Genomic DNA, 24,141 nt, shown 5'->3' with positions numbered 1-24,141 from the left:
GCCGGGACCTCCTGGGAGTGGGATGGAGTCAGGCGGCCGCGTCGACGGCACGTCGGGCGGTCATGTGGGCCGTCTCGTTCACCGAGTGCGGAACGATCCGGCCGCCGGGCATGCGCCGCACCCGGCTGACGGACGTGTAGCCGGGGTGGAACCAGAACATCGTGGGCAGGCCGAGCACCGTCGCCAGGTAGGTGTTGGTGATGCCGCCGTGGCACACGGCGGCGACCCGCCCGCTGGGATGGGCGTCAAGGATGGTGTCCATGGCCCGTACGGCACGCGCGCGGAAGGCGTCCCAGTCCAGATCGGGCACGAAGTCCTCGTAGCGTCCCTCGGCGAGTGCCGCCGCGCGGGGATCCTCCGCGCCGATCTGCTCCGGTGGCAGGTAGGGGTGGGAGACGTCGGTGTCCCACTCGCGCAGGTCGTCGAGGACGGTGGCGGTCATGCCGGTGAGCCGTTCCAGGGGAGCCACCGTCTCGCGGGCACGCTTGAACGGGCTGGTGTACAGGGCGTCGACGTCCTCGTGCACGAGCCAGGCGGCGAGACGCTCCGCCTGGGCGCTGCCCTCCGGCGACAGCCCCGGGTCGAACACGCCCGCCAGGGGGAGGCCGTGCCGGATGAGGAGGAGTTCGGTCATGGTGATCCTTCGTACGCGTGAGGGGCGGGCGGGTCGGCTCAGCCGGCGATGGTCCGTTCCGAACGCCAGTAGGGGCGGCGCATCGCACGCTTGTCGAGCTTGCCCATCGCGTTGCGCAGCAGCTCGGGGACGAACTCGTACGACTTCGGGCACTTGTAGGCGGCGAGGCGGTCGTGGCAGAACCGGTCCAGCTCTTCGGCCGGCGGCGTGTCCGCCGCGGCCACGACCAGCGCCCGCAGCGACTCGCCGAAGTCCGGGTCGGGCACGCCGATGACCGCGATCTCGGCGACCGCCGGGTGCTGCCGCAGGACTGCCTCGCTTTCGGCCGGGTACAGGTTCACGCCGCCGGAGACCACGACGTCCGCGGCCCGGTCGGTGATGAAGATGTAGCCGTTCGCGTCGACGTAGCCGATGTCGCCGAGCGTGAAGACGCCGGGGGAGAGATAGGCGGACCTGGTCTTCTCCGGGTCCGCGTGGTAGCGGACGCCCTGGTCCTCCGGAGCCCGGAAGGCCAGCAGTCCGCGTTCGCCGGGCGGCAGTTGCCCGCCGTCGTCGTCGGTGACCAGGACCTCGAACGGGGGCCGGACCCGCCCGACCGAGCCTGGGTGCGCCAGCCACTCGGCGCTGCTGATGCGGGCCACCGTTCCCGCCTCGCTGGCGCCGTACGACTCGGTCAGCACCGGGCCGAACCACTCGATCATGGCTCGCTTCACGTCCGGCGGACAGGCGGAGCCGGTGTGGGAGACCTGCCGCAGGCTGGAGACGTCGTAGCGGGCGCGGGCCTCTTCCGGGAGGGCGAGCAGCCGTTGGAAGTGGGTGGGCACCATCACCGTGGAGGAGACCCGCCACTTCTGCACTCGGCTGAGGAACGTTTCCGCGTCGTACCTGCCGAGGACGACCACCGGCTGACCGGCCGCCAGGTGCCGCAGTGAGGTCAGCGGCGCGTTGTGCTGAAGGGGGCCGCACACCAGGTGCGGTCCCGGCGGGAATCCCGGCCGGGCGGCCATCGCGGCGAGGTAGGCGGAGCTGTCGGCGACCGGGCCGCTCACCCAGCGCACCTCGGTGCCGCGCGCCCGCCCGGTGGTTCCCGAGGTGTAGACGAGCGGAGGCCGGGCGGGCCGGTCCGTCCGGACCGTGCACCCGGCGGGCGCCGCCGCGAGCCATGCGTCCCAGGCGAAGGCGTGCCCGATCGCCGGGGTTCCGTGCATCACGACCGGAAGGCCCAGTTCCCGGGCCGCGTCGAGGGCGGCACCCGCGCCCACGGGTCCGGCGATGATTCCGGTCACGCCCGCGTCGATGATCTGGTCGACGAGTTCGCCCGACGTGAGGTTCCGGGACGTGGCCACGGTCCCCACCCCGGCACGCAGGCCCGCCAGATGGGCCACCAGCGTCGGGATCGCGTTGTCGCCGAGGACGGCGACCCGGTCGTCGGGGCCGGGCGCGAGCTCCAGCAGCCGTGCCGTCGCCCGCGCCACCTGGTCGGCAAGGCCCGACCAGGACAGCACGCCCAGGTCGTCCGCCAGGGCGGGCTCGTCGGGTGTCTCCTGGGCGCGACGGTCGAGTGGCAGCAGCGACATTGGCTCCTCCGGCGGCTCCTCGGCCTCTCCCGATTCGAGGGGAGAGGGGATGCGGAGACTGTAGCGTTTATCAAGAAAGTACGGAACACTCTGATCCCAGACGCAGTCATTCCCCATGTTTCAGCAGTTGGTGGGGTGCACACCCCGATCACTGTTACTGAAACTGTCGTCTGGTAAGTGTCCTAGGAGGAGCCATGTCCCAGCCCGATCCGGACGCATGGCGCACGCAGGTTCGCCAGTGGCTGGCCGGCGTGCTCGAACCGGCGCGGGCGCCGCAGTCCGCCACCGGGGCCGCCGACCTCGCCGTGTTCCACAATCTCCCGGAGGACGAGGAGCGCCTGCTGCTGGAGCGCTGCCGCGTCTACCAGCGGGCCCGCTTCGACGCCGGGTACCAGGCGCTGACCCTCCCCGTGGACAAGGGCGGCGCGGGCCTGACCGCCGCCCACGTGGCGGCCTTCGCCCAGGAGGAGTCGGCCTTCGAGGTGCCGGCGTCCACCGAGCTGATCAGCGTCACCGTGCGCCTGGTCGCGATGGCCGTCTCCCTGTTCGGGACGGCCGAGCAGCGTGAGACGTACGCGCGCGGGTTCCTGCGCACCGACCTGCTGGCCTGCCAGCTCTTCAGCGAACCCGGTGCCGGATCGGACCTCGCGGCCCTGCGCACCCGCGCCCGGCAGGAAGGCGACGCGTGGGTGATCGACGGTCAGAAGGTGTGGACCTCGGGCGCGCAGTTCGCCGACTACGGTCTGCTGCTCGCCCGCACCGACCCGGACGTGGTCAAACAGGCCGGGATCACCGCCTTCCTGGTCCCGATGGACGCCACCGGGGTGGAGGGGCGCCCCATCCGTCAGATGAGCGGCGGCGCCTCCTTCAACGAGGTCTTCCTCAGCGGCGTCCGTGTTCCGGACCGGCTGCGGATCGGGCGACCGGGCCAGGGCTGGGAGGTCGCCACCACCACCCTCGCCTTCGAGCGGACCGCGTCCGGCGGCGGCAACCGTCGCAAGGGCGGCACATTCGCGGACGTCCTCGCACTCGCCCGCTCCCTCGGTCGCACCGAAGACCCGCTGGTCCGCCAGCGCCTCGCCGACCTGTACGTACGCGCCGCCCTGCGCGCGGCCACCGTGGACCGCGTCGCCAGGACGAGCGCCGCCGGCGGCCGGCCGGGCCCGGAGTCGTCGCTGACCAAACTCATGGCCTCCGACCTGCTCACCCGCACAGGACAGGTCGCCGCCGAGCTGATGGGCGCGCGGATCAGCGCCGACACCGGGGAGGCGGGCACCTTCGCCTGGGCGCAGCATCTGCTCGGCGCACCCGGCTACCGGCTGGCCGGAGGCACCGACCAGATCCAGCGCAACCTGATCGGCGAACGGGTGCTGAAGCTGCCGCCCGAGCCGCGGGTGGACCGGGTGCCGTTCTCGCAGCTTCCCGGCAACTGAGGCACCAGGACCTTTTCGGCCGTCGCATTCGGCCGTCGCATTGGGCAATCACAAAGGAGTGACATCGATGGATCTGGGACTGACAGGCGCGAAGGCGCTGGTGACCGGCGCGAGCCGGGGCATCGGCCGGGCGATCGCCACCACTCTGGCGGCCGAGGGCTGTGCGCTGGCGCTGTGCGCCCGGGGCGAAGAAGGCCTGGCCAAGGCCGCGGCCGAACTGCGGGCCGAGGGAGCCACGGTGTTCGCGGAACCGGTCGACGTCACCGACCCGGCTGCGCTCGCGGGCTTCGTGGAGCGGGCGGCCGGTGAGCTCGGCGGCCTGGACCTGCTGGTGTCCAACGTGTCCGCGGGCAATGTGAAGGGCCCCGAGTCCTGGGAGGACAGCCTGCGCGGCGACCTGATCCCGTTCGCAGGACTCGTCGAGGCGGCCCTTCCGCACCTGGAGACCTCCGACCGGGCCGCCGTCGTCGCCATCGGCACCACCAACGCCTCCGACACCGCGCGCCCGGCCGGCGCCAACTCGTACTCCGCGCTCAAGGCAGCCGTGGTCCAGCACGCCTCGGCACTCGCGCACGCCCTCGCGCCGAAGGGCATCCGCGTCAACACCGTCTCTCCCGGCCCGATCGACTTCCCCGGCGGCGCCTGGGAGACCATCCGCACCAGCCGCCCGGAGGTGTACGAGGAGGTGCTCGCCAAGCTTCCGATCGGCCGTTACGGCACCGCGGCGGACGTGGCCTCGGCGGTGGCGTTCCTGCTCGGTCGGACCGGCTCCTTCTGTGTCGGGGTCAACCTCGTGGTGGACGGCGGGCTGCTGACCCGCGTCCAGTACTGAGCCGTGGCGGGCCCGGCCGGCCGCCTGGACGCCGTACTGGTCTGCGGCGGCCGCTGGCACGACTTCGACTACGCGCGGCTCCGGCTGCTGGAGATGCTCGGTGAGCATCCACGAGTGCGCACCACCGTGTATCAGGACTACGACTGCGTGGCCGCACTCGAGAGGGCCGACCTGCTGGTCACCTACACCTGTGACGTCCGGCCCCGCCCGGCGCAGCGGGCCGCACTTGCACGGTTCGTCGAGCGGGGCGGCCGCTGGCTCGCCCTGCACGGCACCAACTCGGTGATCGAGCCGTCGACGAGTGGCGGGCCGCGGTTGTTCACGACCCCGCGGCTCCTGGGGGAAGTGGCGCCGGTGCTCGGCAGCCAGTTCCTGGCCCATCCGCCGATCGAGCCGTACGAGGTGCGCGTCACCCGGCCCGGCCATCCGCTGGTCGCCGGGATCGGCCCGTTCACGGTCACCGACGAACTGTACGTGTGCGAGCTGCACGGGGAGTTGGAGGTGCTGCTGCACGCCGAGTACACGGGGCCGTGCCGCGGTTTCGCCGAGGGCGACACGGCGGCCCTCGACGGCGCGCCCCGACCGGTGCTGTATCTCAAGCGGCACGGTCTCGGCGAGGTCTGCTACTTCACCCTCGGGCACTGCAGGGGCCGTTACGACGTACAGGACCTGGGCGTGGACGACACCGGCCGGGTCGACCGGGGGCCGTGGGAAACGCCGGAGTTCATGACGGTGCTGCGGCGGTGCGTGGAGCGGACGGTGAGTGGGCGAAACCCGGCAGAGGAGCGGGCCGACACCTGAGCGGGACCCGGGCGCCGGCCCTGCACGGGGCGCGGCTCAACCGTGTGGCAGTACCACCGCGCGGCCGTTGATGTCGCCGGCGTGCAGCCGCTCGTAGGCCGCCGGCGCCTCGTCGAGGGTGAAGGTCTCGACGTGGGACGAGACCAGGCCCTGCCGCGCCAGCTCGACGACCTCCATGAGTTCCGGGCGACTGCCCCAGTACGGGAACGAGGCGGAGACCTCGAACGGCAGCCCGCCGCCGAAGCCGACCGCCAGGGTGCCCCCACCGATGCCGACGATCGTCACGTCGCCCGCCACCGCCACCGACGCCGCGGCCACCGCGAGCGTCGCCTCGGCGCCCACGAAGTCCAGCACCACTTCCGCTCCCGTCCCGCCGGTGAGCTCCCGGACCCGTGCGGCCGCCGCGCCGTCGGAGAGGAGCGTCTCGTGGGCACCGACGGCGTGTGCCAGCTCGAGCTTCTCCTTGCTCACGTCGAGAGCGACCACCCTCGCCGGTGTCAGAGCGCGGAGCAGCTGTACGGCGAGGTGACCCAGGCCTCCGACACCGATCACCACCGCCGTGCTGCCCGGGACCAGTTTGGGCAGTGACTTCCTGATCGCGTGATAGGGCGTCAGCCCCGCGTCGGTGAGCGGGGCGGCCTGCACCGGGTCCAGTCCGTTCAGCGGCACCAGGTGGTGGGGCGAGTCCACCAGCATGTACTCGGCGAGAGCGCCGGGGGCGCCGAGTCCCGGCGGCAGGATGCCGAGCCCGGCAGCACGATGGCAGGAGTTCTCCTTGCCCTGGGCGCAGTTGTGGCAGTGCCCGCAGCCCCACGGGCCGTACACCGCCACGTCGTCGCCTTCCGCCACTGCAGTGACACCGCTGCCCACGGCCGCGACCGTGCCGACACCCTCGTGGCCGAGCGTCATCGGCAGCGGGTAGGGGAACTGCTCCTCGGGCCAGCCCATGACCGCCAGGTCGGAGTGGCACAGCCCCGCCGCCGTCACCTTCAACAGCACCTGGCCCGGGCCCGGTCCGGGCACGGGAACGTCGACGACCTCGGGGGCGTGTCCCACCGTCCGGTACTGCACAGCCTTCATGGTCAGATCTCCTTGCCGGTGACAGGCGGGGGGCCGCTCTCCGCGGGCGTCTCGGCGCCGGAACTCGAGGGGATTCCCTTCCGGCGGCGCAGCACGGCAGGCAGGGCGATCCGGCCACCGGTGAGGACCAGCGCCACGATGAGGACCGAGCCGGTGAACAGGCTCGCGGCCCACTGCGCGCTGGTGGCGAGCCCGAGTCCGGTGATGCCCGTACCGAGCAGGAGGACCGCGAGCACCGTGCCCCAGGCGTTGAAGCGGCCCGCGCGCAGCTGGGTCGCCCCGACGAAGGCGGCGGCGTACGCCGACAGCAGATACGGGGTGCCCGCGGTCGGCGAGCCGGATCCGACCGAGGACGCGAAGACGATGCCGGCGGAACCGGAGAGCAACGCGGAGGCCACCAGGGTCAGAAAGCGCAGTCGGTGGGTGCGTACGCCCTGCAGCCGGGCCGCTTCGGCGTTGAAGCCGGTCGCGTACAACCGGCGCCCGGTGGCGGTGTGTTCCAGCAGGAACCAGATGGCGAGCGCGGCGAGCAGCAGATACAGCACCGGCAGGGTGATGCCGCCCGCGTCCAGCTGGGCGATGCTCGCGAACGGCTTGGCGAGCAGCTGCACACCGGTGATGGAGCTGTCGTCGGTGACCATGGTGATCAGTGACTGGATCAGCGCGCCGGTGGCCAGGGTGGCGATGAACGAGTCGACGCGCAGGACCACCACCACGATCCCGTTGACGACTCCGATCAGCAGCGCGGCGGCCATCGCCAGGGTGATCGCCGCGCCGGGACCGAGTCCGGCGGAGACCAGGAAGCGGGCGGTCAACACGCTCGTGAGCGACATGGTGTAGGCGACCGAGAGGTCGAAGACCCGTGCGGCCAGTGGCGGTACGACGCTGAGTGCCACCAGGCCGGCCACGGCGTTGCCGTTCAGTACCTGCTTGACCGTGATGGTGGTCGGGAACGTGTCCGGCGCCCACACGGAGAAGAGCACGACGATGACCAGCCACACGTATACGGCGCCGATGTTCCGGAACGACAGGGCGGCCACCGCCCGTCGGCCCAGTGCCCCGGGGACGAACACCGCGGACCTTTGCGGTGCGGACGGCGGCAGCTCCGCCGCCCGTGTCGGTGTGGATGTCATGTCAGAGGGTCCCTTCCAAGGCTCATGTCACTCGGTTCCTTCCATGGCGTGCACGAGCGCGGACTCGGTGATGTCCCGGCCACTGATCTCCCGTGCGATCCGGCCGTCGCGCACCACCAGGACGCGGGTGCACAGCGCGAGCAGGTCCTGCGTGTCGGAGGAGCACACGATGACGCCCATGCCCTCGTCGGCCTGACGCTCTATCAGGTCGTACAGCTGCAGGCGGGTGGCGACGTCCACGCCCGCCGTGGGTTCGCACAGCGCCAGCACCGGTGGGCGCTGTGCCAGACAGCGGGCCATGACGACCTTCTGCTGGTTGCCGCCGCTCAGGGTGGTGATCCGCGCCCCGGGTCCTGCCGTGCGTACCCCGACCCGCCTGATCCAGTCCTCCGCCAGGGCGGACTCGCGGCGCCGGCGCAGCCGCCCGGCCCGGGCGCGCAGCCGGTGCAGGAGCGGGAGGGTGAGGTTCTCGCCGACCGAGAAGTCGCCGATCACTCCCTCGACCGCCCGGTCCGCCGGGACCAGGGGAAGGCCCAGCGCGCCGGCGTCACGCGCCTCGGTCCACCGCTCGGAGCGTTCCGGCAGCCGCAGCCTGCCGCTCACCGGCCCGGCATGGGCCCCGCACACCACGTACGGCACGATCTCGTGGCCGGCGCCGACCAGACCGGTGATGCCCAGACGCTCACCCCTGGTCAGGTCGAGGTCGACTCCCCGCAGGGGCCCGGCCCACAGGTCACGCACCTCCAGCACCGGGTCGGCGGGACCGGCGGAGGGTGCCGGGCGGTGGTCGGTCTCCGTCTCCTCGCCCGCCATCAGTTCCGCCAGCGAGCGCGGAGTGAGCTCGGCGACCCGGCGTGTGGCGATCCGGCGTCCGCCGCGGATGACGGTGACCCGGTCGGCGAGCGCGAAGATCTCGTCCATCCGGTGCGAGACGTACAGGACGCCGGCGCCGGCGTCGCGGACCTCCCGCACGATGTCGAAGAGGCGGGCCACCTCGCCGGGCGGCAGCACGGCGGTGGGCTCGTCGAGCACCAGGACACCGCGGCCGCCCTCCCAGCCCTGCAGCGCGGCGGCGATGGCCACCACCGCGCGCTGCACGGGGGTCGCCGTCACCAGGGGGCGGCGCACGTCGATACCGAGTCCGAACCGTTCGATGAGGGTGGTCGTGCGTCTCTCCATCTCCGGCCAGCGGATGTTGCCGAACGCCGTGCGGGCGAAGCCGTGGCTGAGCGCCAGGTTGTCGATGGCGTTCAACTCGCCCACCAGCCCCAGCTCCTGGTGGACGAAGCGGAGCCGGTCGTGGCGGGAGGCCGTGACATGGCCGAGGTCGAAGGGCTCGCCGTCGAGTTCGGCCACCGCACCCGGCTCCGCGGGGTGGAAGCCGGCGAGGATCTTGATGAGGGTGGACTTGCCGGAGCCGTTGGGCCCGATGAGGGCGTGGATCTCGCGGGGCGCGACCTCGAGGTCCACGTCCCTCAGGGCCTGGGTGCCGCCGAATCTCTTCGACAGGGCGGCCACCCGCAGTACCGGCCCGGTCAACTCAGGCCCCAGAGCGCCTTGAACTGCTTCTGGTAGCTCTCGACGATCGGGAAGTCGCCGTCGGCGGAAGGCAGGTTGTCCTTGGTGACGAGCATGTTGGGCAGCGCCGCCTTCTGGTCCACGGCCATGGACTGGCCGGTGAAGTGCCGGGCCAGCGCGTCGACCTGGAGCCAGGCCGTCTCATGGGAGTTCAGCGCCATCGCGCCGTCGGTGAGACCGCTCTGGATGTACTCGTAGTTCTGCGCGTCACCGACGTTGACCACGATGTGCTTGCCGGTGAGGCCGGCCGTCTTCAGCGCGGCGGGCACGCCCACGTTGAGCAGGCCCAGGGAGAAGACGACATGGGTCACCTTCGGGTGTGAGCGGAGATACGACACCACGCGGTCCGGCATGTCCTTTCCCACCGCGGTGATCGGCACGTCGACGTTGTCCAGCGCGCAACCGGAGCACCAGTCCTTGTAGTTGGCCGCGAAGGAGTCCTTGACGGGCTTGAGGATCGTGTACGCCGGCAGATCGAAGTACACGGTGTTGGCCTGGGCGTCGCTGTTCGACACCACCCACGAGGCGAGCATCCGGCCCTGGATGCCGACGTCCTTCGGTCCGTTCTTCAGCAGGGAGATGCCGTCGCCGACCACGTCGTCGGCGTTCGACTGGATGACGGGGACACCGGCCGCCTTCAGCTGTGCCAGCTGCTTGGCGTAGACGGCACGCGGGAAACCGGAGGCGACGACGGCGTCCGGCTTGTCGCGTACGGCCTGTTCGTAGGCGGCCTGGACGGACTCCGGCGTGCCCTGGGTGGCGATCTGCTCGACCTTCCAGCCGAGTTGTCCCGCGGCTTCGGTGAAGAAGTCGGCGAGGTCCTTGCAGGACTGGACGCCGCACAGGATGAAGTCGATCTTCTTGCCCGTGGGGATCTTCTTGCCGACCGGCTGGGTGACGGAGATCGCGGCGGGGCGCTGCGCATACGACTTCAGAGCCGCGCGGGCCGCCGTCAGGCCGGGCGATCCGGGCGCCGCCGCCTGCGAGGAGCCGGCGGCCGGGGTGGTGCCGCTGCCGCACGCCGCAAGGGTGAGCAGGGCAGTGACAGGGACGATCGCGGTGAGGGCGCGGCGGACCGCGCGACCGGGTCTGGAACTCATCGTTGAGTACTCCCGTGGTGTGGCGCCTGGGCTGCCGCGGCCCGCGTCGCTTCCGCGTGTGCGGTGGTCGGCTCCGGTCAGGCGGATCGATGCCGTGCCGTCCCGGGGCGGGACGGCACGCAAGAGGTGCCGGGGGATACAGGGCTGCGTCGATCGCCGGCGTGGGGTACGGCGCGGGACTCCGGGGTGAGACCCCCGGGGCGCTGGGGCCGGGACGGGCAAAGACCGTTCCGGAAACGGAGAAACTTGTGAGGAACTACAGCCTCAAGTGGGTCGGAGTGTGACACGCCCCGGCGTCCTTGGGGAGAGGGCCGCCGCAAGAAAATCCAGGATCTCAGAACGATTCCCCTATGACCTCGGGAGATGCGGGTTCATTCACCGTCGCGAGTGTTGCTCCTGAACGCAACCCGTAACTACACTCACTCTAAAGTTTCTGCCGGAGGAGAGATGATGGACGAAACATCGGAGCTGGGCACGGCGCGGTGCCCCGGGCCCAGCGTCCAGGACTACCTCGACCGGGACAGCCGCCCTGTTCCCCCCGCCCTGAGGTACGAGAGGAACGACCACCTCGGCAGCGAGGACATCGACACCGCCCGCTTCACCTCCCGCGCATGGGCTGAACGCGAGATGCGGCAGGTCTGGCGCCGCGTCTGGCAGTTCGCCTGCCTGGAGAGCGAGATTCCCGAGGTCGGCGACCACGAGGTCTACGAGATCGGCGACGACTCGCTCATCGTCGTGCGCACGGCCCCCGACGAGATCCGCGCCTTCGTCAATGTGTGCCTGCACCGCGGACGCAAACTGCGCACCGGCGGCGGCAACGTCAGCGAGTTCCGCTGCTCGTTCCACGGCTTCGCCTGGAACCTCGACGGCACGATGCAGACCCCGCCCTGTGCCTGGGACTTTCCGCACGTCACCCCGGAGAAGTTCGCCCTCCCCGAGGCCCGGGTGGCCACCTGGCGCGGCTTCGTCTTCATCAACATGGACCCGTACGCGGAGTCCTTCGACTCCTACCGCGGCACCTTCGACGACTACTACATCTGGCCGCTGGAGAACCGCTACAAGTCGCTGCACATCGCCAAGGTGCTGCCCTGCAACTGGAAGATCGCGCAGGACGCGTTCATCGAGTCCTTCCACGTGATCGCCACGCACCCGCAGATGCTGCCGTGGCTCGCCGACGCCAACTCCCAGTACGACGTCATGGCGGACCAGCCGAACTGGAACCGGATGATCAATATCCAGGGCGCGCCCAGCCCGCACGTGGCGGACTCCGTCACGGAGGAGGACGTCCTCGAGACGTTCTACGACTCGCGCGCGTTCTACGCCGCGGCCCAGGGCCGTGACCTGGTGATGCAGGAGGGCGACGAAATGCCGGCGATCCCGCCGGGCGGCACCGCCCGCCAGGTCCTCGCCGAGCGGATGCGTGCGCAACTGGCGGCCACTTCGCAGCAGGACTTCTCGCAGACCGCCGACACCGAACTCCTGGACGCCATCAACTACTTGCTGTTTCCCAACTTCAACCCCTGGGGCGGCGCCAAGTCCAACATCATCTACCGGTTCCGACCCAACGGCCTCGACCCGGACTCCTGCACCGCGGAGATCATCTTCATGTCCTCCCCGAAGCAGCCCGGCGAGATGCCGCCTCCCGTGAAGATCCGCTGGGTGCCGGAGGACATGCTCTTCGCCGACATCCCCGAACTCGGCGTGCTCGGCCCCGTCTTCGACCAGGACTGCGAAAACCTCCCCTACGTCCAGCAGGGCCTCAAGGCGATGCGCAAGCCGGGCATCACCCTGGCCAACTACCAGGAGAGCCGCATCCGCCACTTCAACCGGACGCTCGACCAGTGGATGGACCAGTGACCCACCGCGTGGCGGTCAGACCCCTGGGCGTCGAGCTCGAGGTCCTCGACGGCGAGGACCTGTTCACCGCCGCCCAGCGGCTCGGCTACCGCTGGCCCACGGTCTGCGGCGGCAAGGGCACCTGCCGTACCTGCTTCGTCCAGGTGGAGGAGGGCGCCGAGAACTGTTCCCCGGTGGGCACGTTGGAGCGCGAGGGCATCGAGGCCCTGCGCAGGCCGGTGGACGGCCTGACCCGGCTCGCCTGCCGGCTCCGGGTCGGGGGCCCGGTGACCGTGACCAAGCGCGGCGTGCGCCGCCGAGTGCAGGAGTGAGGCCCCATGTCCAAGCAAGTGATCCATCCGTTGACCGGGCATGTGTACCGGCTCACCGAGGACGGTCTGGTCGAGGTGACCGACCCCGGGACGGGGGCGCAGGGCGTCTTCGACTTCCAGGCCCGGTGGCAGTCGGGCGAACTGCGCCACGCCGACCTTCAGATGGCCGGCTGGGTCGGCCGCCTCGCACAGCGGCGCACCCCGCCTCGGCCGGAGGGGTGACGCCGTGTCCCCGCGCACCACCCGCGTGGTCTGTCTGGTACGCCGCCCCGAAAAGGAGCCGGCCCCCGGTGACTTCACCGTCGAGGAACGCCCCCTGCCACCCCTCGGTCAGGGCCAACTCCTCGTCCGCAACCTCTACATGAGCGTCGACCCGTCCATGCGCGGGCGGCTGGAGAGTACCGAGAAGCACTACACGCACAACTTCACCCCCGGATCACCGCTCGACGGCCGGGCCCTCGGTGTCGTGGAGGAGAGCCGTTGTCCCGGCGTGCCGCCCGGCGCCTACGTCCGCCACCAACTCGGCTGGCGGGAGCGGGCCGTGCTGGACGCGGCGGACACCGACGGAGCGGATCGCATCGACCCTCGACTCGCCCCGCTGCCCACCTGGCTGGGGCTGCTCGGCCAGACCGGATTCACCGCGTACGTGGGCCTGACCCGGATCGCGGCGCTGCGCCCCGGCGACACCGTCTTCGTGTCGGCGGCGGCCGGGGCCGTCGGCACCGCCGCCGGCCAGTTCGCACGCCTGCTGGGCGCGGACCGAGTCGTCGGCACCGCGGGCGGGCCGGACAAGTGCGCCCTGCTGGTCAAGGAGTTCGGCTACGACGCCGCCGCGGACTACCGTGCCGAGCCGGTGCGCGACGCCCTGGCCCGGATGGCACCCGACGGCATCGACGTGTACTTCGACAACGTCGGCGGAGAGCAGCTCGCCGCCGCCCTGCACGCGCTGCGGACCGGTGGCCGGGTCGCCCTGTGCGGCATGATGTCGCAGTTCGGCGGCGCCCGACGGACCGTGGACATCAACCATTTGATCCAGGCGGTCCTCAAACGGCTGACGCTGTGCGGTTTCATCGTCCGCGACCACGACGACCTGCGGCCGGAGTTCGAGCAGCGCGTCGCGGGCTGGCTCGCCGAGGGCCGGATCACCGCGCGCGAGACGGTCGTGGACGGCCTGGAGAACGCCGCGGCGACGCTGCTGTCCCTGCTCGGCGGCGGAAACGTCGGCAAGATGCTGGTCAGCCTGGGCGATTCCGGCTGAACGGCACTCGTCCGGCAGGCTGAAACGGCGCCCCCCGGCCGGGGGGCGCCGTTTCAACGCATGGGGTGTGACGCGGCGACGGTGTGGGCCGTCAGGGAGACCCCGACTCGGGTCAGCCCCGCCACGGCCGCCCGGAAGTCCTTGATGTGCGCGGTGGTGAAGTGCTCGTCGAGGGCCTGCCGGGAGGTCCAGTGCTCGTACACCCGGATACGCCGCTCGTCGGTGGGATCGGCGGTCATGGCGTAGTCCAGACAACCGGGTTCCTGCTCGCGGGTGCGCCGGCCCAGCTCGACGAGGGCCTTCAGCATGCCGGCGCGGTCGTCGGGCTCGTAGTCCATCCAGCCGGCGACGATGACTTCCTCAGCCACGGGATTCCTTTCGCGGTCGTGCCCGCGGGCCCGTCGCCCCGGTGCAGGGGAGCGACGGACCCGCGGTGTCTCAGATGCCCAGCGGCGCCGGAACGCTGTCCACGGTGACCGTGCCCCTGTCACCGTCGACCGTGATCACCATCCCGTCCCGCAGGCGCTGTGTCCCGCCCTCGACGGAGATGACGGCCGGGATGCCCAGTTCGCGGCAGACCACCACGGCGTGGCTGTTGAGCGCGCCCACGTCGACCACGGCCGCTCCGGCGACCAGGAACAGCGGGGTCCAGGCCGCGTCCGTGATCGGCGCGACCAGCACCTCCCCGGGCTCCAGCGCCTCGCACGAGGCCGGGTCGGTGACCACCCGCACGCGGCCCGTGTAGGTGCCGTGGCTGCCGCCCACACCGCCGAGGACATCACCCTGGACGGCCGCCTGCGTCCGCTCCTCGGCGCGCCGCGGCCAGGTGCCGATGTCGGTCTGGGCGTCGTCCGCGACGAAGAACGGCGGTTCCAGGTCGTGCAGGGCGGCGTACTCCTCGAGTCGCCGCGCGATGACGGGGCCGAAGGACTCCGGGGCGGCGACATAGTCGTCGAGCTCGGTGTCCAGAAGCATCATCACGTCCTCGGGCCGGGCGAAGAGGCCCGCCTCGACGCCGCGGCGACCGAGCTCCCGTACGGCCATGCGGATCTCGTTGACGACGGTGACGCAGTTCGCCTTGGTGCGTTCGCGGGCCGGGATCCACACCTGGGAGGCGTGCATGCCGGCGTCGAACATGGGCTGTGTCTCCTCGGGCAGCACGGCCCGGATCTCCTGCGCCGTCCGCTCGCGCCGTTCGGTCAGCCGTGTGTGGCGGGCGGCGGGGGAGTCGTCGTCGGGACTGTGGCGGATGCGGTCGACCAGGGCCAGCGCCTGGACGGGCGCCGCCTCCCAGGACAGCGCGTGGATGTCCCACTCGTTGGGGCCGCGGTCGCCCGACTCGGCCAGGAACTCCTCGAACGCGTCGCGGAACGTCTTGACGTCGCCGGTCGCCCCGTCGAGGGCCTGCTCCACGGCGGCCGGACCCCGGTCGAACAGCGCGCTCAGCTCGGCCGAGGCCGCCACCTGGCGGGACAGTGTCCACAACCCGGTCGAGGGGGAGGCGGAGTCGACGTCGCCGAGACCGCCGATGAGATCCAGCACGGCGCCGGGTCGGTCCACGCTCGCGCACAGCGGGCCGAGGATCGCCGGTCCGACGGACGCGGGCAGCGAGGACTCGACGTGCCGCTGGAAGGTCGTCTCCACCTCGTCCAGCAACGACCGTGCGTACGCCACCAGTTCGGCCTCGGACAGCCGTGTCGGGTCGGGCCGGGAGCGGCGCAGTGCGCGCAGACGCCGCCGGTCGGCGTCGGCCTCCGGGAAGCTGCTCTGGCCGAGCATCCGCTGTAGTGTCCCGCCCGCTTTGGCGGTCAGCTCCTCGTCCTGGTCGTCCGGGTGCGCCAGGTACACCGGCGTGTCGGAGCGCTGTCCGACGAAGGCCGCGTCGATCTGGTCCGCCGTCTGGCCCATACGGATGCCGAACAGCCGCATGTGGGACAGGTTGAGGTAGAAGTGGCCGCCGAACATGCCGACGAACGGCGGTCGGGGGCCGGCCACCTCCTCCTCGCGGTATATGCCGAACCCGACGAAGCCGCGACGCCAGCCCTGCAGGCCCTGCCCCCACACCAGGGTCCAGCCCAGCGGGCTGGCGGGTTCCGGCAGCGTCTCACCCGCGTTGGCGCGGGTGTAGTGCGGCAGCCGCTCACTGCGCTGCCAGTCCGTGATCCAGCTCTTCATGACCCAGGTCTCCCGCTGTCCGTACCCGCGCCTACCACTGCGCCGTTCCGCCGTCGACGCTGATCAGCGCGCCGGTGATTCCTGTGCCGGCCTCACTCGCGAGCAGCGAGGCGACAGCCGCGATCTGCTCCACCGTGGTGATCTTCTTGGTGGCGGCGTGCTCGGCGAAGCGGCTCAGCCACTCCTCGTAACTGATGCCCTCGGCCTCGGCCGCGGCCGGCCCCGCGGCACGCATCAGGTCGGTGTCGACGGCGCCGGGGCAGATGGCGTTGCAGGTGATGCCCTGGGTGCCGTACTCGAAGGCGGTCGCCTTGGTCAGGCCGTGGATCGCGTGCTTGTTGGTGATGTAGTGGCTGATCCCCGGCTTGTTGGCCTGCTTGCCCTCGACGGAGGAGATGTTGATGATGCGGCCCCAGCCGTGCTCCAGCATCTTCGGCAGCGCCCGGCGGGTGCCGTAGAAGTAGCCGTTGACGTTCAGTTTGAGGGCGTCGTGCCATGCCTCGTCGCTGAGCTGGTGGATGGGGGCGAAGCCGGAGCTGCCGCCGACGTTGTTGACCCAGATGTCGAGCCGGCCGAAGCGCTCGGCGGCGAAGTCGGCGAGGCCCTCGATGTCCTCCTGGCTGTTGGCGTCGCAGGGGTGGAAGACGGCCCGGTCCCCGGCGCCCATCTCCTCCAGGGCCTGCTTGCCCTTGATCTCGGAACGGCCGCTGATGACGACCGTGGCGCCGTCGGCCACGAAGGCCTCGGCGATGGCACGGCCGATGCTGCGCGTGCTGCCCGTGATCACCGCGACACGTCCGTCGAGGCTGCCCGTAGCCACCATGCTGTTCTCCCGCGAGTGTCGTTGGTTCGTCACCTGGTGGCTCTGGCGGCCTGGGCGCCGTCTTCCAGGTGTTGGTGGATGGTGCGGTGGAGGTGTTGGAGTCCGGGCTCGTTGCGTCCGAAGACGAATTCGGTCCCGTCGAGGGCCTTCAGACCCTGCTGGACTCCGTAGGTGGTCGCGTAGTCCTCGTCGCGGACCACCTCGTGGAACCACTCGCCGAACCGGTCGGCGGCCTGGCGCTCCTCCTCGCTGACCGCCGGCTCCCGCAGCAGGATGATCTGCTGGGTCACCGACTCGGTGGCCGTCCGCGGCAGCACCAGGGAGACGGCGATCTTCTGGCGCCAGCCGCCGGCGATCGCGAGGCCCGGGAAGAGCCAGTAGATGGGCCCGACGCAGTCGCCGGGATCGCGTTGGTCCGGGGGCAGTTCGACCGCCTGCGCGATGGGGCGCAGAGCCGGTGCGATGCGCTGGTGGGGGCCCCAGGTGTCGTGGGCCATCATGTTGGAGAGGTTCGTCTCGAACACCGTCTTCGGGTGCAGCGAGGCGAAGTGGTACGTCTCCAGATATCCGTCGAGGGTGACCTTCCAGTTGGGACTGGTCAGCTCGCGGGTGGCGTAGTGGTGGCACTCCGCCAGCCGGAGCCCCTCGAGGAGCGGCTGCAGATCGCCCAGCCAGGCGTCCAGGTCGGGCTCGGCCGCCGGGTCCAGCGAGACGAAGACGATCCCCGCCCGCTCCCCGGCAGGAAGCCTGACCAGGCTGCGCCCCTCGCGTGGAACGTCGCCGAAGGTCTTCTCGGCGTAGACGCCCCGCAGTTCGCCGGCCAGGTCGTACGACCACGAGTGGTACGGGCAGGTGAGCCGCCTCGACACCCCGCAGCCGGGTTCGAGGAGCTTGGCTCCCCGGTGCCGGCAGGCGTTGATCATCGCGTGTACGGCGCCCTGGCGGTCCCGGGTGATCAGCACGGGGATGCCGAGCACGTCGATCGCCTTGTAGGTGTTCGGACCGGGCAGCTCGCAGGACATGGCGAGCGGCAGCGGGACGCTCCGGTGGACGGCGTCCGTCTCGCGTTGCCAGCGGTCGGCGTCGAGGTAGTTGGCGATGGGTTCCGTCCACTGACCGTCCGCCTCGTGCGTCGTGTTGGCGCGGTAGTGCGCCATCACGCGCTCGACGAGTTCGGCGGCCTCCCGCCGCATCGTCAGGGACGCGGCGTCGGTGGACCGGACCTGGCTGATCCACGAGGAGTATTCGGGGGCCGAGGGCGGGTTGCGGTCGGCGTCTGTCTCCCGGATCTCCGGCGAACTGGTCTGGACCACGATGTCCTCACAATCCTCCCAGCCGCGAGCCGGTGACCGGCTTCGGAATGCGACAGCTGGGCTGTGTCCGAAACTGCAACAGGACTTAGTGTGGTCTGTCAATAGAAAGTGGCGAAGTTTCGGCTCGGTCTCCCGTAGGGGTGGGTGCGATGGTCGTGGTCCGACCGTTCGAGGTGGGCGTGGTGGTACGGGACTTGGGGTCGATGGAGCGCTTCTACCGCGACGTGATCGGTTGTCGCGCCGTGCACCGTTCGCGCGTACCGGCGGGTGTGGGCGGCCCGGCCGGACTGGGCGGCGAGGTGGTCGTCGTCTGGCTGCAGGTGCCCTCCGGGGGATGTGTCAAGCTGATTCTTCCCTCGTCGCCCGCGGTGCCGGCCCGCGCGGCGCATCCACTGGCCGGACGTCAGGGGCTGTCGTATCTCACCTTCCATGTCGACGACGTGGACCCGGTGGTGGCGGCGCTGGGGGCCGCCGGTGCCAAGCCCCTGTCGGACCCGGTCGTCGTCCGCGCGCACGGTCGGCGGATCAGCTTCTGGACGGATCCGGAGGGTAACGCGGTGGAACTGGTGGACGGTCGGGGCGAGGAGTCGGGTCCGGGGCGTAGTAATTAGAGAGCCTGTTCAGTAAGGTGCCTGGTGCTGGTTACTGTAGACAGACACTAGAAAGTCCACGTGTGTGGCACACCTCCCTCGGGCGAAGGGGCGGACGATGGCTCAGAAGAAGTCGGCCGATGCGGCCGCGCACCAGGTATCCGCGCAGGTCATCAGGGATCTGCACGAGCGCATGGTGCGCATCCGGCTGTTCGAGACCGAGGCGGGCAAACTCATGGAGGCGGGCAAACTGCCCGGCTTCCTGCACCTCTACGTCGGCCAGGAAGCCGTGGCCGCCGGGGTCATGGCGGCCCTGCGCGACGACGACCAGATCACCTCCACCCACCGGGGTCACGGGCACGCCGTGGCCAAGGGCGTCGGCCTCCGCGAGATGTACGCCGAGCTGTACGGACGCGTCACCGGCGCCTGCCTCGGCCGCGGCGGCAGCATGCACATCAACGACCTCACCCGCGGCATGCTCGGCGCCAACGGCATCGTCGGGGCGGGCGTCCCGATCGCCGTGGGTGCCGCCTTCGCCGCCCGGTACAAGGGCGAGGACAGTGTCGCCGTGACCTTCTTCGGCGACGGCGCCACCAACATCGGCGCCTTCCACGAGGGCGCCAACATGGCCGCGATCCTCGGCCTGCCCGTCGTCTTCGTCTGCGAGAACAACGGCTACGCCGAATTCACGCCACAGTCCGGGCACATGCTGCTCACCGACGTGGCCGACCGGGCCGCCGCCTACGGCATGCCCAGCGTGATCGTCGACGGCATGGACGCGCTCGCCGTCCACCGCGCCGCCGCCGACGCCGTCGAACGGGCCCGGGCCGGCGAGGGCCCGATGATGATCGAGGCCAAGACCTACCGCTACTTCGACCACCAGGGTGTCAAGGGCCTCCGGCACCCCTACCGCTCGGACGAGGAGGTCGCCGAGTGGAAGGCCCGCGACCCCATCGACCTGCTGGAGACCCGGGCCGTCGCCGACGGCGCCGCGACCCGCGCGGATCTCGACGACGTATGGCAGCGCACTCGCGACGAGATCGCCGAGGCCATCGCGTACGCCGAGGCGAGCCCGCTGCCCGACCCCGCCGACCTGCTGCTCAACGTCTACTCGGGATGACCGCCATGACCACCACCACCGAAGCACCGGCCGTCGCCCCGAACGCCGCGGCCCGCAAACTGACCTACGTCAAGGCCTTCAACGAGGGACTCGCCCAGGCCATGCGCGAGGACGAGAACGTCTTCGTCGCCGGCGAGGACGTGGCCGGATACGGCGGCGTCTTCCGCATGTTCGACAACCTGCTGGACGAGTTCGGCCCCCGCCGCATGATCGACACCCCGATTTCCGAAGCCGCCCTCGTCGGCCTCGGCGTGGGCGCCGCCGCCCGCGGCCTGCGCCCCGTCGTCGACCTCATGTTCATGGACTTCATCGGCGTCTGCCTCGACCAGATCGTCAACCAGGCGGCCAAGATGAAGTACATGTTCGGCGGCGCGCTGTCCGTGCCGCTCACCATCACCACCGCCTCCGGAGCCGGCCTCGGCGCCGCGGCCCAGCACAGCCAGAGCCTGGAGGCCTGGCTGGCCCACGTGCCCGGCCTCAAGGTCGTCATGCCGTGCGACGCGTACACCGCCAAGGGCCTGACCGTCTCGGCCATCCGGGACGACAACCCGGTCGTCGTCATGCTCAACAAGGTCCTGCTCGGCAGCGCCGGCGAGGTGCCGGAGGAGATCTACGGCATCCCGCTGGGCCAGGCGCACACCGCGCGCCAGGGCAGCGACGTCACCGTGATCGCCCTGGGCCGCATGGTGGGGGAGGCCCTCGCGGCGGCCGGCGAACTCGCGGCCGAGGGCGTCGAGATCGAGGTGATCGACCCGCGCACCGTGCAGCCCCTGGACACCGAGACGATGTTCGCCTCCGTCCGCCGCACCAACCGGGTGCTCGTGGTGCACGAGGCCGTCACGTTCGGCGGGCTCGGCGCGGAGATCGCCGCCCAGATCCAGGACGCCGCCTTCGACCACCTGGACGCGCCGGTTCTGCGCATCGGCGCTCCCTTCTCGCCCGTTCCCTTCTCCCCGGTCCTCGAGAGGGCGTACGTCCCCGATCGCACCCGGATCGCCCAGGGCTGCCGGCGTCTCCTCGAAAGGTCGTGACCGACGTGGCGGTCGAGGTTCTGCTGCCGAAGATCGGCCTGACGATGCAGGAAGGCACGATCGACGAATGGCTCGTGCCCACCGGCGCCGCGGTCGCGGAGGGCGACGCCCTGCTGCGGCTGGCCACCGACAAGGTCGACGTGGACGTCGAGGCGGAGGCCGGGGGACTGTTCCACCCGGTGGTCGCGGCCGGGGCCACCGTGCCGGCCGGGGCCCTCATCGGCTGGCTGCTGGCCGAGGGCGAACAGCCACCGGACCCGGCGGGCACGCCCACGCCGGTCGGGTCCGGGACCACCGCGCCCGCCCCCGACGCCGGCGCGGCGCCCTCCGCGAACGGCACGGGTGAGAAGCGCGTCGGTGACCGGATTCTGTCCTCACCGAACGCCCGGAGGGTCGCCGCGGCCGCCGACGTCGACCTCACCGCCGTACGGGGCACCGGTCCCGGCGGACGGATCGTCTCCGAGGACGTCGAGGACTTCCTCGCGGCCCTCCCCGGCGACCTCGTCACCCTCGTCCCGTCGGGCGACACCCCCGCCTCACCGCTGGTCCGCAAGCTGGCGAAGGAGCGGGGCATCGATCTCTCCGAGGTGAACGGCACCGGTCCCGGCGGCCGCATCCGCAGGGCGGATCTGGAGGGAGTCACTCCGGCGCCCGAGCCCCCTCTCGCTCGTCCCGGCAAGGTCATCCCGTTCACCGGGATGCGCGGCACCATCGCCCGCAGGATGCACGCCAGCCTCCAGGAGATGGCGCAGCTGACGCACGGCTACGAGGTGCGGATGGACGCCGTGGTGTCCCTGCGGGACCGGCTCAAGGAGGAGTGGGCCGGCAGCGATCTGCCGGTACCGAGCATCAACGACTTCCTGCTGAAGGCCGCGGCCCTGGCGCTGCGCGAGCACCCGCTGCTCAACGCGACGGTACGGGAGGACGGCGTCCATCTGCTCGACGAGGTCCACCTGGGCTTCGCGGTGGCGGTTCCGGGCGGCCTGATGGTCCCCGTGATCGAGGACGCGGTGGCGCTGCCGCTGCCCGAGGTCGCCCGCCGGTCGAGGTCCCTGGCCCAGGCCGCGCGCGAGGGACGGATCTCGCCCGCGCAGTTGGAAGGGGCCACCTTCACGGTCACCTCGCTCGGCGGATACGGCGTCGACTTCTTCACCCCCGTGATCAACCCCGGCAACGTCGCGATCATCGGGGTGGGCAGGCTCAGGGACGGCGTCGAGTGGGTGGACGACCGGCCGCTGCGCACGCGGGTGCTCACCCTCAGCCTCACCTTCGACCACCGTGCCGTGGACGGGGCACCCGCCGCCGAATATCTGCGCACCGTCGGCGAGTTGCTGAGCAAGCCCCTCCGCCTGCTGGTGTGATCCGAGGCCTATGTGGCCGGGTCGGCGATCCGCTCCGCGAGGTTGCCGACCTCGCGGACGAAGGAGCGGTGCCCCAGCGACCGGTAGACGTCGTCGCCCCGGACCTGCGAGATCGCCGCGGTCTCCAGCAGCGCCAGCAGGCCCAGGCCGATCACCGCCGCCTCGGCGTCGGAGACCGGCCCGCCGGCCTTGCGGATCAGCCGTACCAGTTCGTCCAGCAGTTCGGTGCGGCTCTCCTGGCGCAGTGCCTCCGCGTCCTGGCTCATGCCGGCCGACGACACGAAGAAGACGGTGGCGGCGGACCGGTGTTCGCCCAGCCAGCCCAGCAGCGAGGTGATCGCCGTGCCGATGTCCGAGCCCGGTGGGTGGGCCTGAGTGAGTGCCTGCAACTGCTCGCGCAGCGCGGCGGCGAACACCCGCATACCCTCCGCGAGGACCTGGTCCTTGGAGGAGAAGTGGTAGTACACCGCTGCCGAGGTCATCTCGGCACGAGCGGCGATGTCGGCCACCGTCACCTCGTCCGGCGGCTGGGTGGCGAACAGCTCCGTGGCTGCGTCGATGACCCACTGCTTGCGCGACGGACGATGAGCGGCGCGGGTTCCGGATGTCGTCATGGTGTCAAGTATGCCGGGAGCCCGGCGCTCCGGAGGCGCTTGTGGAGCAGGAATTATGCCGTCGGACGGCAGTAGTAACTGGATACAATGGTCAGTACGCAGGGCCCACGGACGCGGGTTCACGGCAGTCGGCAGGGAGCATGATGGCCACCACGAAGAACGGCAAGCAGCCCGCCCACCGGCCCTCGCGGCGGCAGCACATCATCTCGGCCGCCGTGCGGGTCTTCGGCCGCAACGGATTCGCGGAGACCAGCATCCAGGACATCGCGGACGAGGCACAGGTGGTGCCCACCGCCGTCTACTACCACTTCGACGGCAAAGAGGAATTGCTCGAACTCGCGATGCGACGGGTCTTCGACCAGCTGAACGCGGTCGTGGAGGCGGCGCGTCCGGAGTCCGAGCCGGGTGATGCGGAGGGTCTGGTCCGCGTCATCGACGCGGTGTGGGACTGGGTGGAGCAGAACCCGGACGAGGCCCGTCTGTACCAGGTCCAGGTCGCCTCCGCCAACGGCAGCGTCAAGGTGCTGCGGGACGAGTTCGAGCAGCGGCACATCCAGCGTGGCTACGACTATCTGCCCGAGGGCACCACTCGCAGCCCCCGGGCGGCGAAGGCTCGGCACGCGGGGCAGGCGCTCGCGGTCCGCACACTGATCAGCACGACCATGCTCGTCACCGCGCTGCGGGCGGAGGGCGGACCGCTGTCCCAGCTGCCCTCCCGGTCCGTGCTCGAGGCGGTCAGGGCGCTGGCGCTGCGCATCGTCGGCGCCGAGGAGAAGCCGGCCCCGTCCCGGACCTGAGGCGGTTCACCAGGGCAGCGGCCTCCGGTCGGCGAACAGCCCGCCCGTCGTCTCGTCGCCTTCGGGAAGGGTCGCCAGCCAGACCGGCGTGTCCGCCCCTTCCTCCGGGCCGCGCGGAGCGGACGGGCCGCCCATGCCGCTGCGGGTCCAGCCGGGGTCGGCGGCGTTGACCAGCACGCCCGTGCCGGAGAGCTCGGCGGCGAGCATACGGGTCAGGGCGTTGAGCGCCGCCTTGGAGATCCGGTAGGCGGGGTGCCGACCGGAGTCCATCAGCGCCAGCGAACCGTACGAGCTGGTGACGTTCACGACCCGCCCGTAGCCGGCTTTCACCATGCGGGGGACGACGGCCTCCGCCACCCGCCAGGCGCCGGTGAGGTTCGTGTCCAGGGTCGCCCGCAGGATGTCCTCATCGACATACGGAGGCCGCAGTTCCCGGTCCAGGGACACGCCCGCGTTGTTCACCAGCACGTCGATCCCACCGGTCAGCCCCGCCGCCTCCCGGACCGCTTCCGTGACGCTCTTCGAGGACGTCACGTCCAGGGCCAGCGGCAGTGCCGCCGGGCCGATGACGCGGCACGCCTCTGCGGCGGCCTCCCGTCCTCGCGCCCCGACCAGGACCCGCAGCCCCTGGTCCGCGAGCTGTCGGCACATCTCCAGGCCGATCCCGCGTGCCCCGCCGGTCACCAGTGCTGTTCTCCCGCCGTGCCGCATACTTCGCCCGCC

Annotated in this window: 24 protein-coding genes; 12 read left to right on the top strand and 12 right to left on the bottom strand. The window is 71.1% G+C overall.

The features are described from left to right. Positions 1–28: 28 nt before the first annotated feature. Both ACZ4UV_RS23505 and ACZ4UV_RS23500 read right to left on the bottom strand, forming a co-directional pair. Positions 29–634, bottom strand: a complete 606-nt coding sequence (locus ACZ4UV_RS23505; RefSeq protein WP_351488048.1) for a histidine phosphatase family protein — start codon at positions 632–634, stop codon at positions 29–31. Between the two features lie 38 nt (positions 635–672). Next, positions 673–2,211, bottom strand: coding sequence for an AMP-binding protein (locus tag ACZ4UV_RS23500; RefSeq protein WP_351488045.1), 1,539 nt, complete (start codon positions 2,209–2,211; stop codon positions 673–675). A 194-nt stretch (positions 2,212–2,405) separates the two neighbouring features. Between ACZ4UV_RS23500 and ACZ4UV_RS23495 the strand changes: the two genes are divergently transcribed. The 3 genes from ACZ4UV_RS23495 to ACZ4UV_RS23485 all read left to right on the top strand — a co-directional run bounded on the left by ACZ4UV_RS23495 (position 2,406) and on the right by ACZ4UV_RS23485 (position 5,277). Further along, entirely contained in the window at positions 2,406–3,644 is a 1,239-nt protein-coding gene (locus ACZ4UV_RS23495) for an acyl-CoA dehydrogenase family protein (protein WP_451019060.1), read from the top strand. 67 nt (positions 3,645–3,711) lie between these two features. Next, positions 3,712–4,476, top strand: a complete 765-nt coding sequence (locus ACZ4UV_RS23490) for an SDR family NAD(P)-dependent oxidoreductase (RefSeq protein WP_467840375.1) — start codon at positions 3,712–3,714, stop codon at positions 4,474–4,476. 3 nt (positions 4,477–4,479) lie between these two features. Continuing rightward, positions 4,480–5,277, top strand: a complete 798-nt coding sequence (locus ACZ4UV_RS23485; RefSeq protein ID WP_351488037.1) for a ThuA domain-containing protein — start codon at positions 4,480–4,482, stop codon at positions 5,275–5,277. 36 nt (positions 5,278–5,313) lie between these two features. Here ACZ4UV_RS23485 and ACZ4UV_RS23480 read toward each other — a convergent pair whose 3' ends face one another. The 4 genes from ACZ4UV_RS23480 to ACZ4UV_RS23465 are packed head-to-tail and all read right to left on the bottom strand — an operon-like array spanning position 5,314 to position 10,168. After that, positions 5,314–6,357 carry an NAD(P)-dependent alcohol dehydrogenase gene (locus ACZ4UV_RS23480; RefSeq protein WP_451019058.1) on the bottom strand — a complete coding sequence of 348 codons (1,044 nt, stop codon included), beginning with the start codon at positions 6,355–6,357 and terminating at the stop codon, positions 5,314–5,316. Between the two features lie 2 nt (positions 6,358–6,359). Then, positions 6,360–7,490, bottom strand: a complete 1,131-nt coding sequence (locus tag ACZ4UV_RS23475; RefSeq protein WP_351488032.1) for an ABC transporter permease — start codon at positions 7,488–7,490, stop codon at positions 6,360–6,362. A gap of 27 nt (positions 7,491–7,517) precedes the next feature. After that, a complete protein-coding gene (locus ACZ4UV_RS23470; RefSeq protein WP_467840371.1) occupies positions 7,518–9,029 on the bottom strand; it encodes a sugar ABC transporter ATP-binding protein in 1,512 nt (503 codons plus the stop codon). Further along, positions 9,026–10,168: a sugar ABC transporter substrate-binding protein gene (locus ACZ4UV_RS23465; RefSeq protein WP_467840368.1), complete on the bottom strand. Its 1,143-nt coding sequence runs from the start codon at positions 10,166–10,168 to the stop codon at positions 9,026–9,028. Before ACZ4UV_RS23465 ends, ACZ4UV_RS23470 begins: the two co-directional genes overlap by 4 nt. Before the next feature lie 447 nt (positions 10,169–10,615). On the opposite strand from ACZ4UV_RS23465, the gene ACZ4UV_RS23460 reads away from it, so the two are divergent. From ACZ4UV_RS23460 to ACZ4UV_RS23445, 4 genes are read left to right on the top strand one after another with little or no spacing between them, the layout of a single operon-like run. Next, on the top strand, positions 10,616–12,025 hold the full coding sequence (locus ACZ4UV_RS23460; protein WP_351488025.1) for an aromatic ring-hydroxylating oxygenase subunit alpha: 1,410 nt from the start codon (positions 10,616–10,618) through the stop codon (positions 12,023–12,025). Between the two features lie 8 nt (positions 12,026–12,033). After that, a complete protein-coding gene (locus ACZ4UV_RS23455) occupies positions 12,034–12,336 on the top strand; it encodes a 2Fe-2S iron-sulfur cluster-binding protein (RefSeq protein ID WP_451019054.1) in 303 nt (100 codons plus the stop codon). A gap of 6 nt (positions 12,337–12,342) precedes the next feature. Continuing rightward, entirely contained in the window at positions 12,343–12,558 is a 216-nt protein-coding gene (locus tag ACZ4UV_RS23450; protein WP_351488019.1) for a transposase, read from the top strand. 4 nt (positions 12,559–12,562) lie between these two features. After that, positions 12,563–13,594 carry an NADP-dependent oxidoreductase gene (locus ACZ4UV_RS23445; RefSeq protein WP_351488017.1) on the top strand — a complete coding sequence of 344 codons (1,032 nt, stop codon included), beginning with the start codon at positions 12,563–12,565 and terminating at the stop codon, positions 13,592–13,594. Positions 13,595–13,647: 53 nt separating this feature from the next. On the opposite strand, the gene ACZ4UV_RS23440 is transcribed toward ACZ4UV_RS23445, so the two are convergent. From ACZ4UV_RS23440 to ACZ4UV_RS23425, 4 genes are all read right to left on the bottom strand, one after another. Next, on the bottom strand, positions 13,648–13,962 hold the full coding sequence (locus ACZ4UV_RS23440) for a putative quinol monooxygenase (protein ID WP_351488014.1): 315 nt from the start codon (positions 13,960–13,962) through the stop codon (positions 13,648–13,650). Positions 13,963–14,032: 70 nt separating this feature from the next. After that, positions 14,033–15,769, bottom strand: coding sequence for a PEP-utilizing enzyme (locus tag ACZ4UV_RS23435; RefSeq protein ID WP_467840361.1), 1,737 nt, complete (start codon positions 15,767–15,769; stop codon positions 14,033–14,035). A gap of 31 nt (positions 15,770–15,800) precedes the next feature. Further along, a complete protein-coding gene (locus tag ACZ4UV_RS23430; RefSeq protein ID WP_351564154.1) occupies positions 15,801–16,592 on the bottom strand; it encodes an SDR family NAD(P)-dependent oxidoreductase in 792 nt (263 codons plus the stop codon). Between the two features lie 29 nt (positions 16,593–16,621). Next, entirely contained in the window at positions 16,622–17,905 is a 1,284-nt protein-coding gene (locus ACZ4UV_RS23425) for an aromatic ring-hydroxylating oxygenase subunit alpha (RefSeq protein ID WP_351488006.1), read from the bottom strand. 149 nt (positions 17,906–18,054) lie between these two features. Between ACZ4UV_RS23425 and ACZ4UV_RS23420 the strand changes: the two genes are divergently transcribed. The 4 genes from ACZ4UV_RS23420 to ACZ4UV_RS23405 all read left to right on the top strand — a co-directional run bounded on the left by ACZ4UV_RS23420 (position 18,055) and on the right by ACZ4UV_RS23405 (position 22,007). Then, a complete protein-coding gene (locus tag ACZ4UV_RS23420) occupies positions 18,055–18,516 on the top strand; it encodes a VOC family protein (RefSeq protein ID WP_351488004.1) in 462 nt (153 codons plus the stop codon). Between the two features lie 97 nt (positions 18,517–18,613). Next, positions 18,614–19,615 carry a thiamine pyrophosphate-dependent dehydrogenase E1 component subunit alpha gene (locus tag ACZ4UV_RS23415; protein WP_467840356.1) on the top strand — a complete coding sequence of 334 codons (1,002 nt, stop codon included), beginning with the start codon at positions 18,614–18,616 and terminating at the stop codon, positions 19,613–19,615. Positions 19,616–19,620: 5 nt separating this feature from the next. After that, positions 19,621–20,646, top strand: a complete 1,026-nt coding sequence (locus tag ACZ4UV_RS23410; protein WP_351487998.1) for an alpha-ketoacid dehydrogenase subunit beta — start codon at positions 19,621–19,623, stop codon at positions 20,644–20,646. 5 nt (positions 20,647–20,651) lie between these two features. Next, entirely contained in the window at positions 20,652–22,007 is a 1,356-nt protein-coding gene (locus ACZ4UV_RS23405) for a 2-oxo acid dehydrogenase subunit E2 (protein ID WP_467840353.1), read from the top strand. 8 nt (positions 22,008–22,015) lie between these two features. On the opposite strand, the gene ACZ4UV_RS23400 is transcribed toward ACZ4UV_RS23405, so the two are convergent. After that, complete coding sequence (locus tag ACZ4UV_RS23400; protein ID WP_351487994.1) at positions 22,016–22,621, bottom strand: TetR/AcrR family transcriptional regulator; 606 nt, start codon at positions 22,619–22,621, stop codon at positions 22,016–22,018. A gap of 140 nt (positions 22,622–22,761) precedes the next feature. Here ACZ4UV_RS23400 and ACZ4UV_RS23395 point away from each other — a divergent pair, with 140 nt between their 5' ends. Then, positions 22,762–23,418, top strand: coding sequence for a TetR/AcrR family transcriptional regulator (locus ACZ4UV_RS23395; protein ID WP_351487992.1), 657 nt, complete (start codon positions 22,762–22,764; stop codon positions 23,416–23,418). A gap of 6 nt (positions 23,419–23,424) precedes the next feature. Here ACZ4UV_RS23395 and ACZ4UV_RS23390 read toward each other — a convergent pair whose 3' ends face one another. Beyond that, positions 23,425–24,102: an SDR family NAD(P)-dependent oxidoreductase gene (locus ACZ4UV_RS23390; RefSeq protein ID WP_467840348.1), complete on the bottom strand. Its 678-nt coding sequence runs from the start codon at positions 24,100–24,102 to the stop codon at positions 23,425–23,427. Between the last annotated feature and the right edge of the window lie 39 nt (positions 24,103–24,141).

This window comes from Streptomyces sp. NPDC028289, assembly GCF_055565975.1.
This window is presented reverse-complemented; position numbering and strand designations above follow the sequence as displayed.

Excerpts from the sequence above, each read along its gene's own strand:
- ACZ4UV_RS23505 (WP_351488048.1), bottom strand. The coding sequence starts at position 634 with ATGACCGAACTCCTCCTCATCCGGCACGGCCTCCCCCTGGCGGGCGTG.
- ACZ4UV_RS23500 (WP_351488045.1), bottom strand. The coding sequence starts at position 2,211 with ATGTCGCTGCTGCCACTCGACCGTCGCGCCCAGGAGACACCCGACGAG.
- ACZ4UV_RS23495 (WP_451019060.1), top strand. The coding sequence starts at position 2,406 with ATGTCCCAGCCCGATCCGGACGCATGGCGCACGCAGGTTCGCCAGTGG.
- ACZ4UV_RS23490 (WP_467840375.1), top strand. The coding sequence starts at position 3,712 with ATGGATCTGGGACTGACAGGCGCGAAGGCGCTGGTGACCGGCGCGAGC.
- ACZ4UV_RS23480 (WP_451019058.1), bottom strand. The coding sequence starts at position 6,357 with ATGAAGGCTGTGCAGTACCGGACGGTGGGACACGCCCCCGAGGTCGTC.
- ACZ4UV_RS23475 (WP_351488032.1), bottom strand. The coding sequence starts at position 7,490 with ATGACATCCACACCGACACGGGCGGCGGAGCTGCCGCCGTCCGCACCG.
- ACZ4UV_RS23465 (WP_467840368.1), bottom strand. The coding sequence starts at position 10,168 with ATGAGTTCCAGACCCGGTCGCGCGGTCCGCCGCGCCCTCACCGCGATC.
- ACZ4UV_RS23460 (WP_351488025.1), top strand. The coding sequence starts at position 10,616 with ATGATGGACGAAACATCGGAGCTGGGCACGGCGCGGTGCCCCGGGCCC.
- ACZ4UV_RS23450 (WP_351488019.1), top strand. The coding sequence starts at position 12,343 with ATGTCCAAGCAAGTGATCCATCCGTTGACCGGGCATGTGTACCGGCTC.
- ACZ4UV_RS23435 (WP_467840361.1), bottom strand. The coding sequence starts at position 15,769 with ATGAAGAGCTGGATCACGGACTGGCAGCGCAGTGAGCGGCTGCCGCAC.
- ACZ4UV_RS23430 (WP_351564154.1), bottom strand. The coding sequence starts at position 16,592 with ATGGTGGCTACGGGCAGCCTCGACGGACGTGTCGCGGTGATCACGGGC.
- ACZ4UV_RS23420 (WP_351488004.1), top strand. The coding sequence starts at position 18,055 with ATGGTCGTGGTCCGACCGTTCGAGGTGGGCGTGGTGGTACGGGACTTG.
- ACZ4UV_RS23415 (WP_467840356.1), top strand. The coding sequence starts at position 18,614 with ATGGCTCAGAAGAAGTCGGCCGATGCGGCCGCGCACCAGGTATCCGCG.
- ACZ4UV_RS23410 (WP_351487998.1), top strand. The coding sequence starts at position 19,621 with ATGACCACCACCACCGAAGCACCGGCCGTCGCCCCGAACGCCGCGGCC.
- ACZ4UV_RS23400 (WP_351487994.1), bottom strand. The coding sequence starts at position 22,621 with ATGACGACATCCGGAACCCGCGCCGCTCATCGTCCGTCGCGCAAGCAG.
- ACZ4UV_RS23395 (WP_351487992.1), top strand. The coding sequence starts at position 22,762 with ATGATGGCCACCACGAAGAACGGCAAGCAGCCCGCCCACCGGCCCTCG.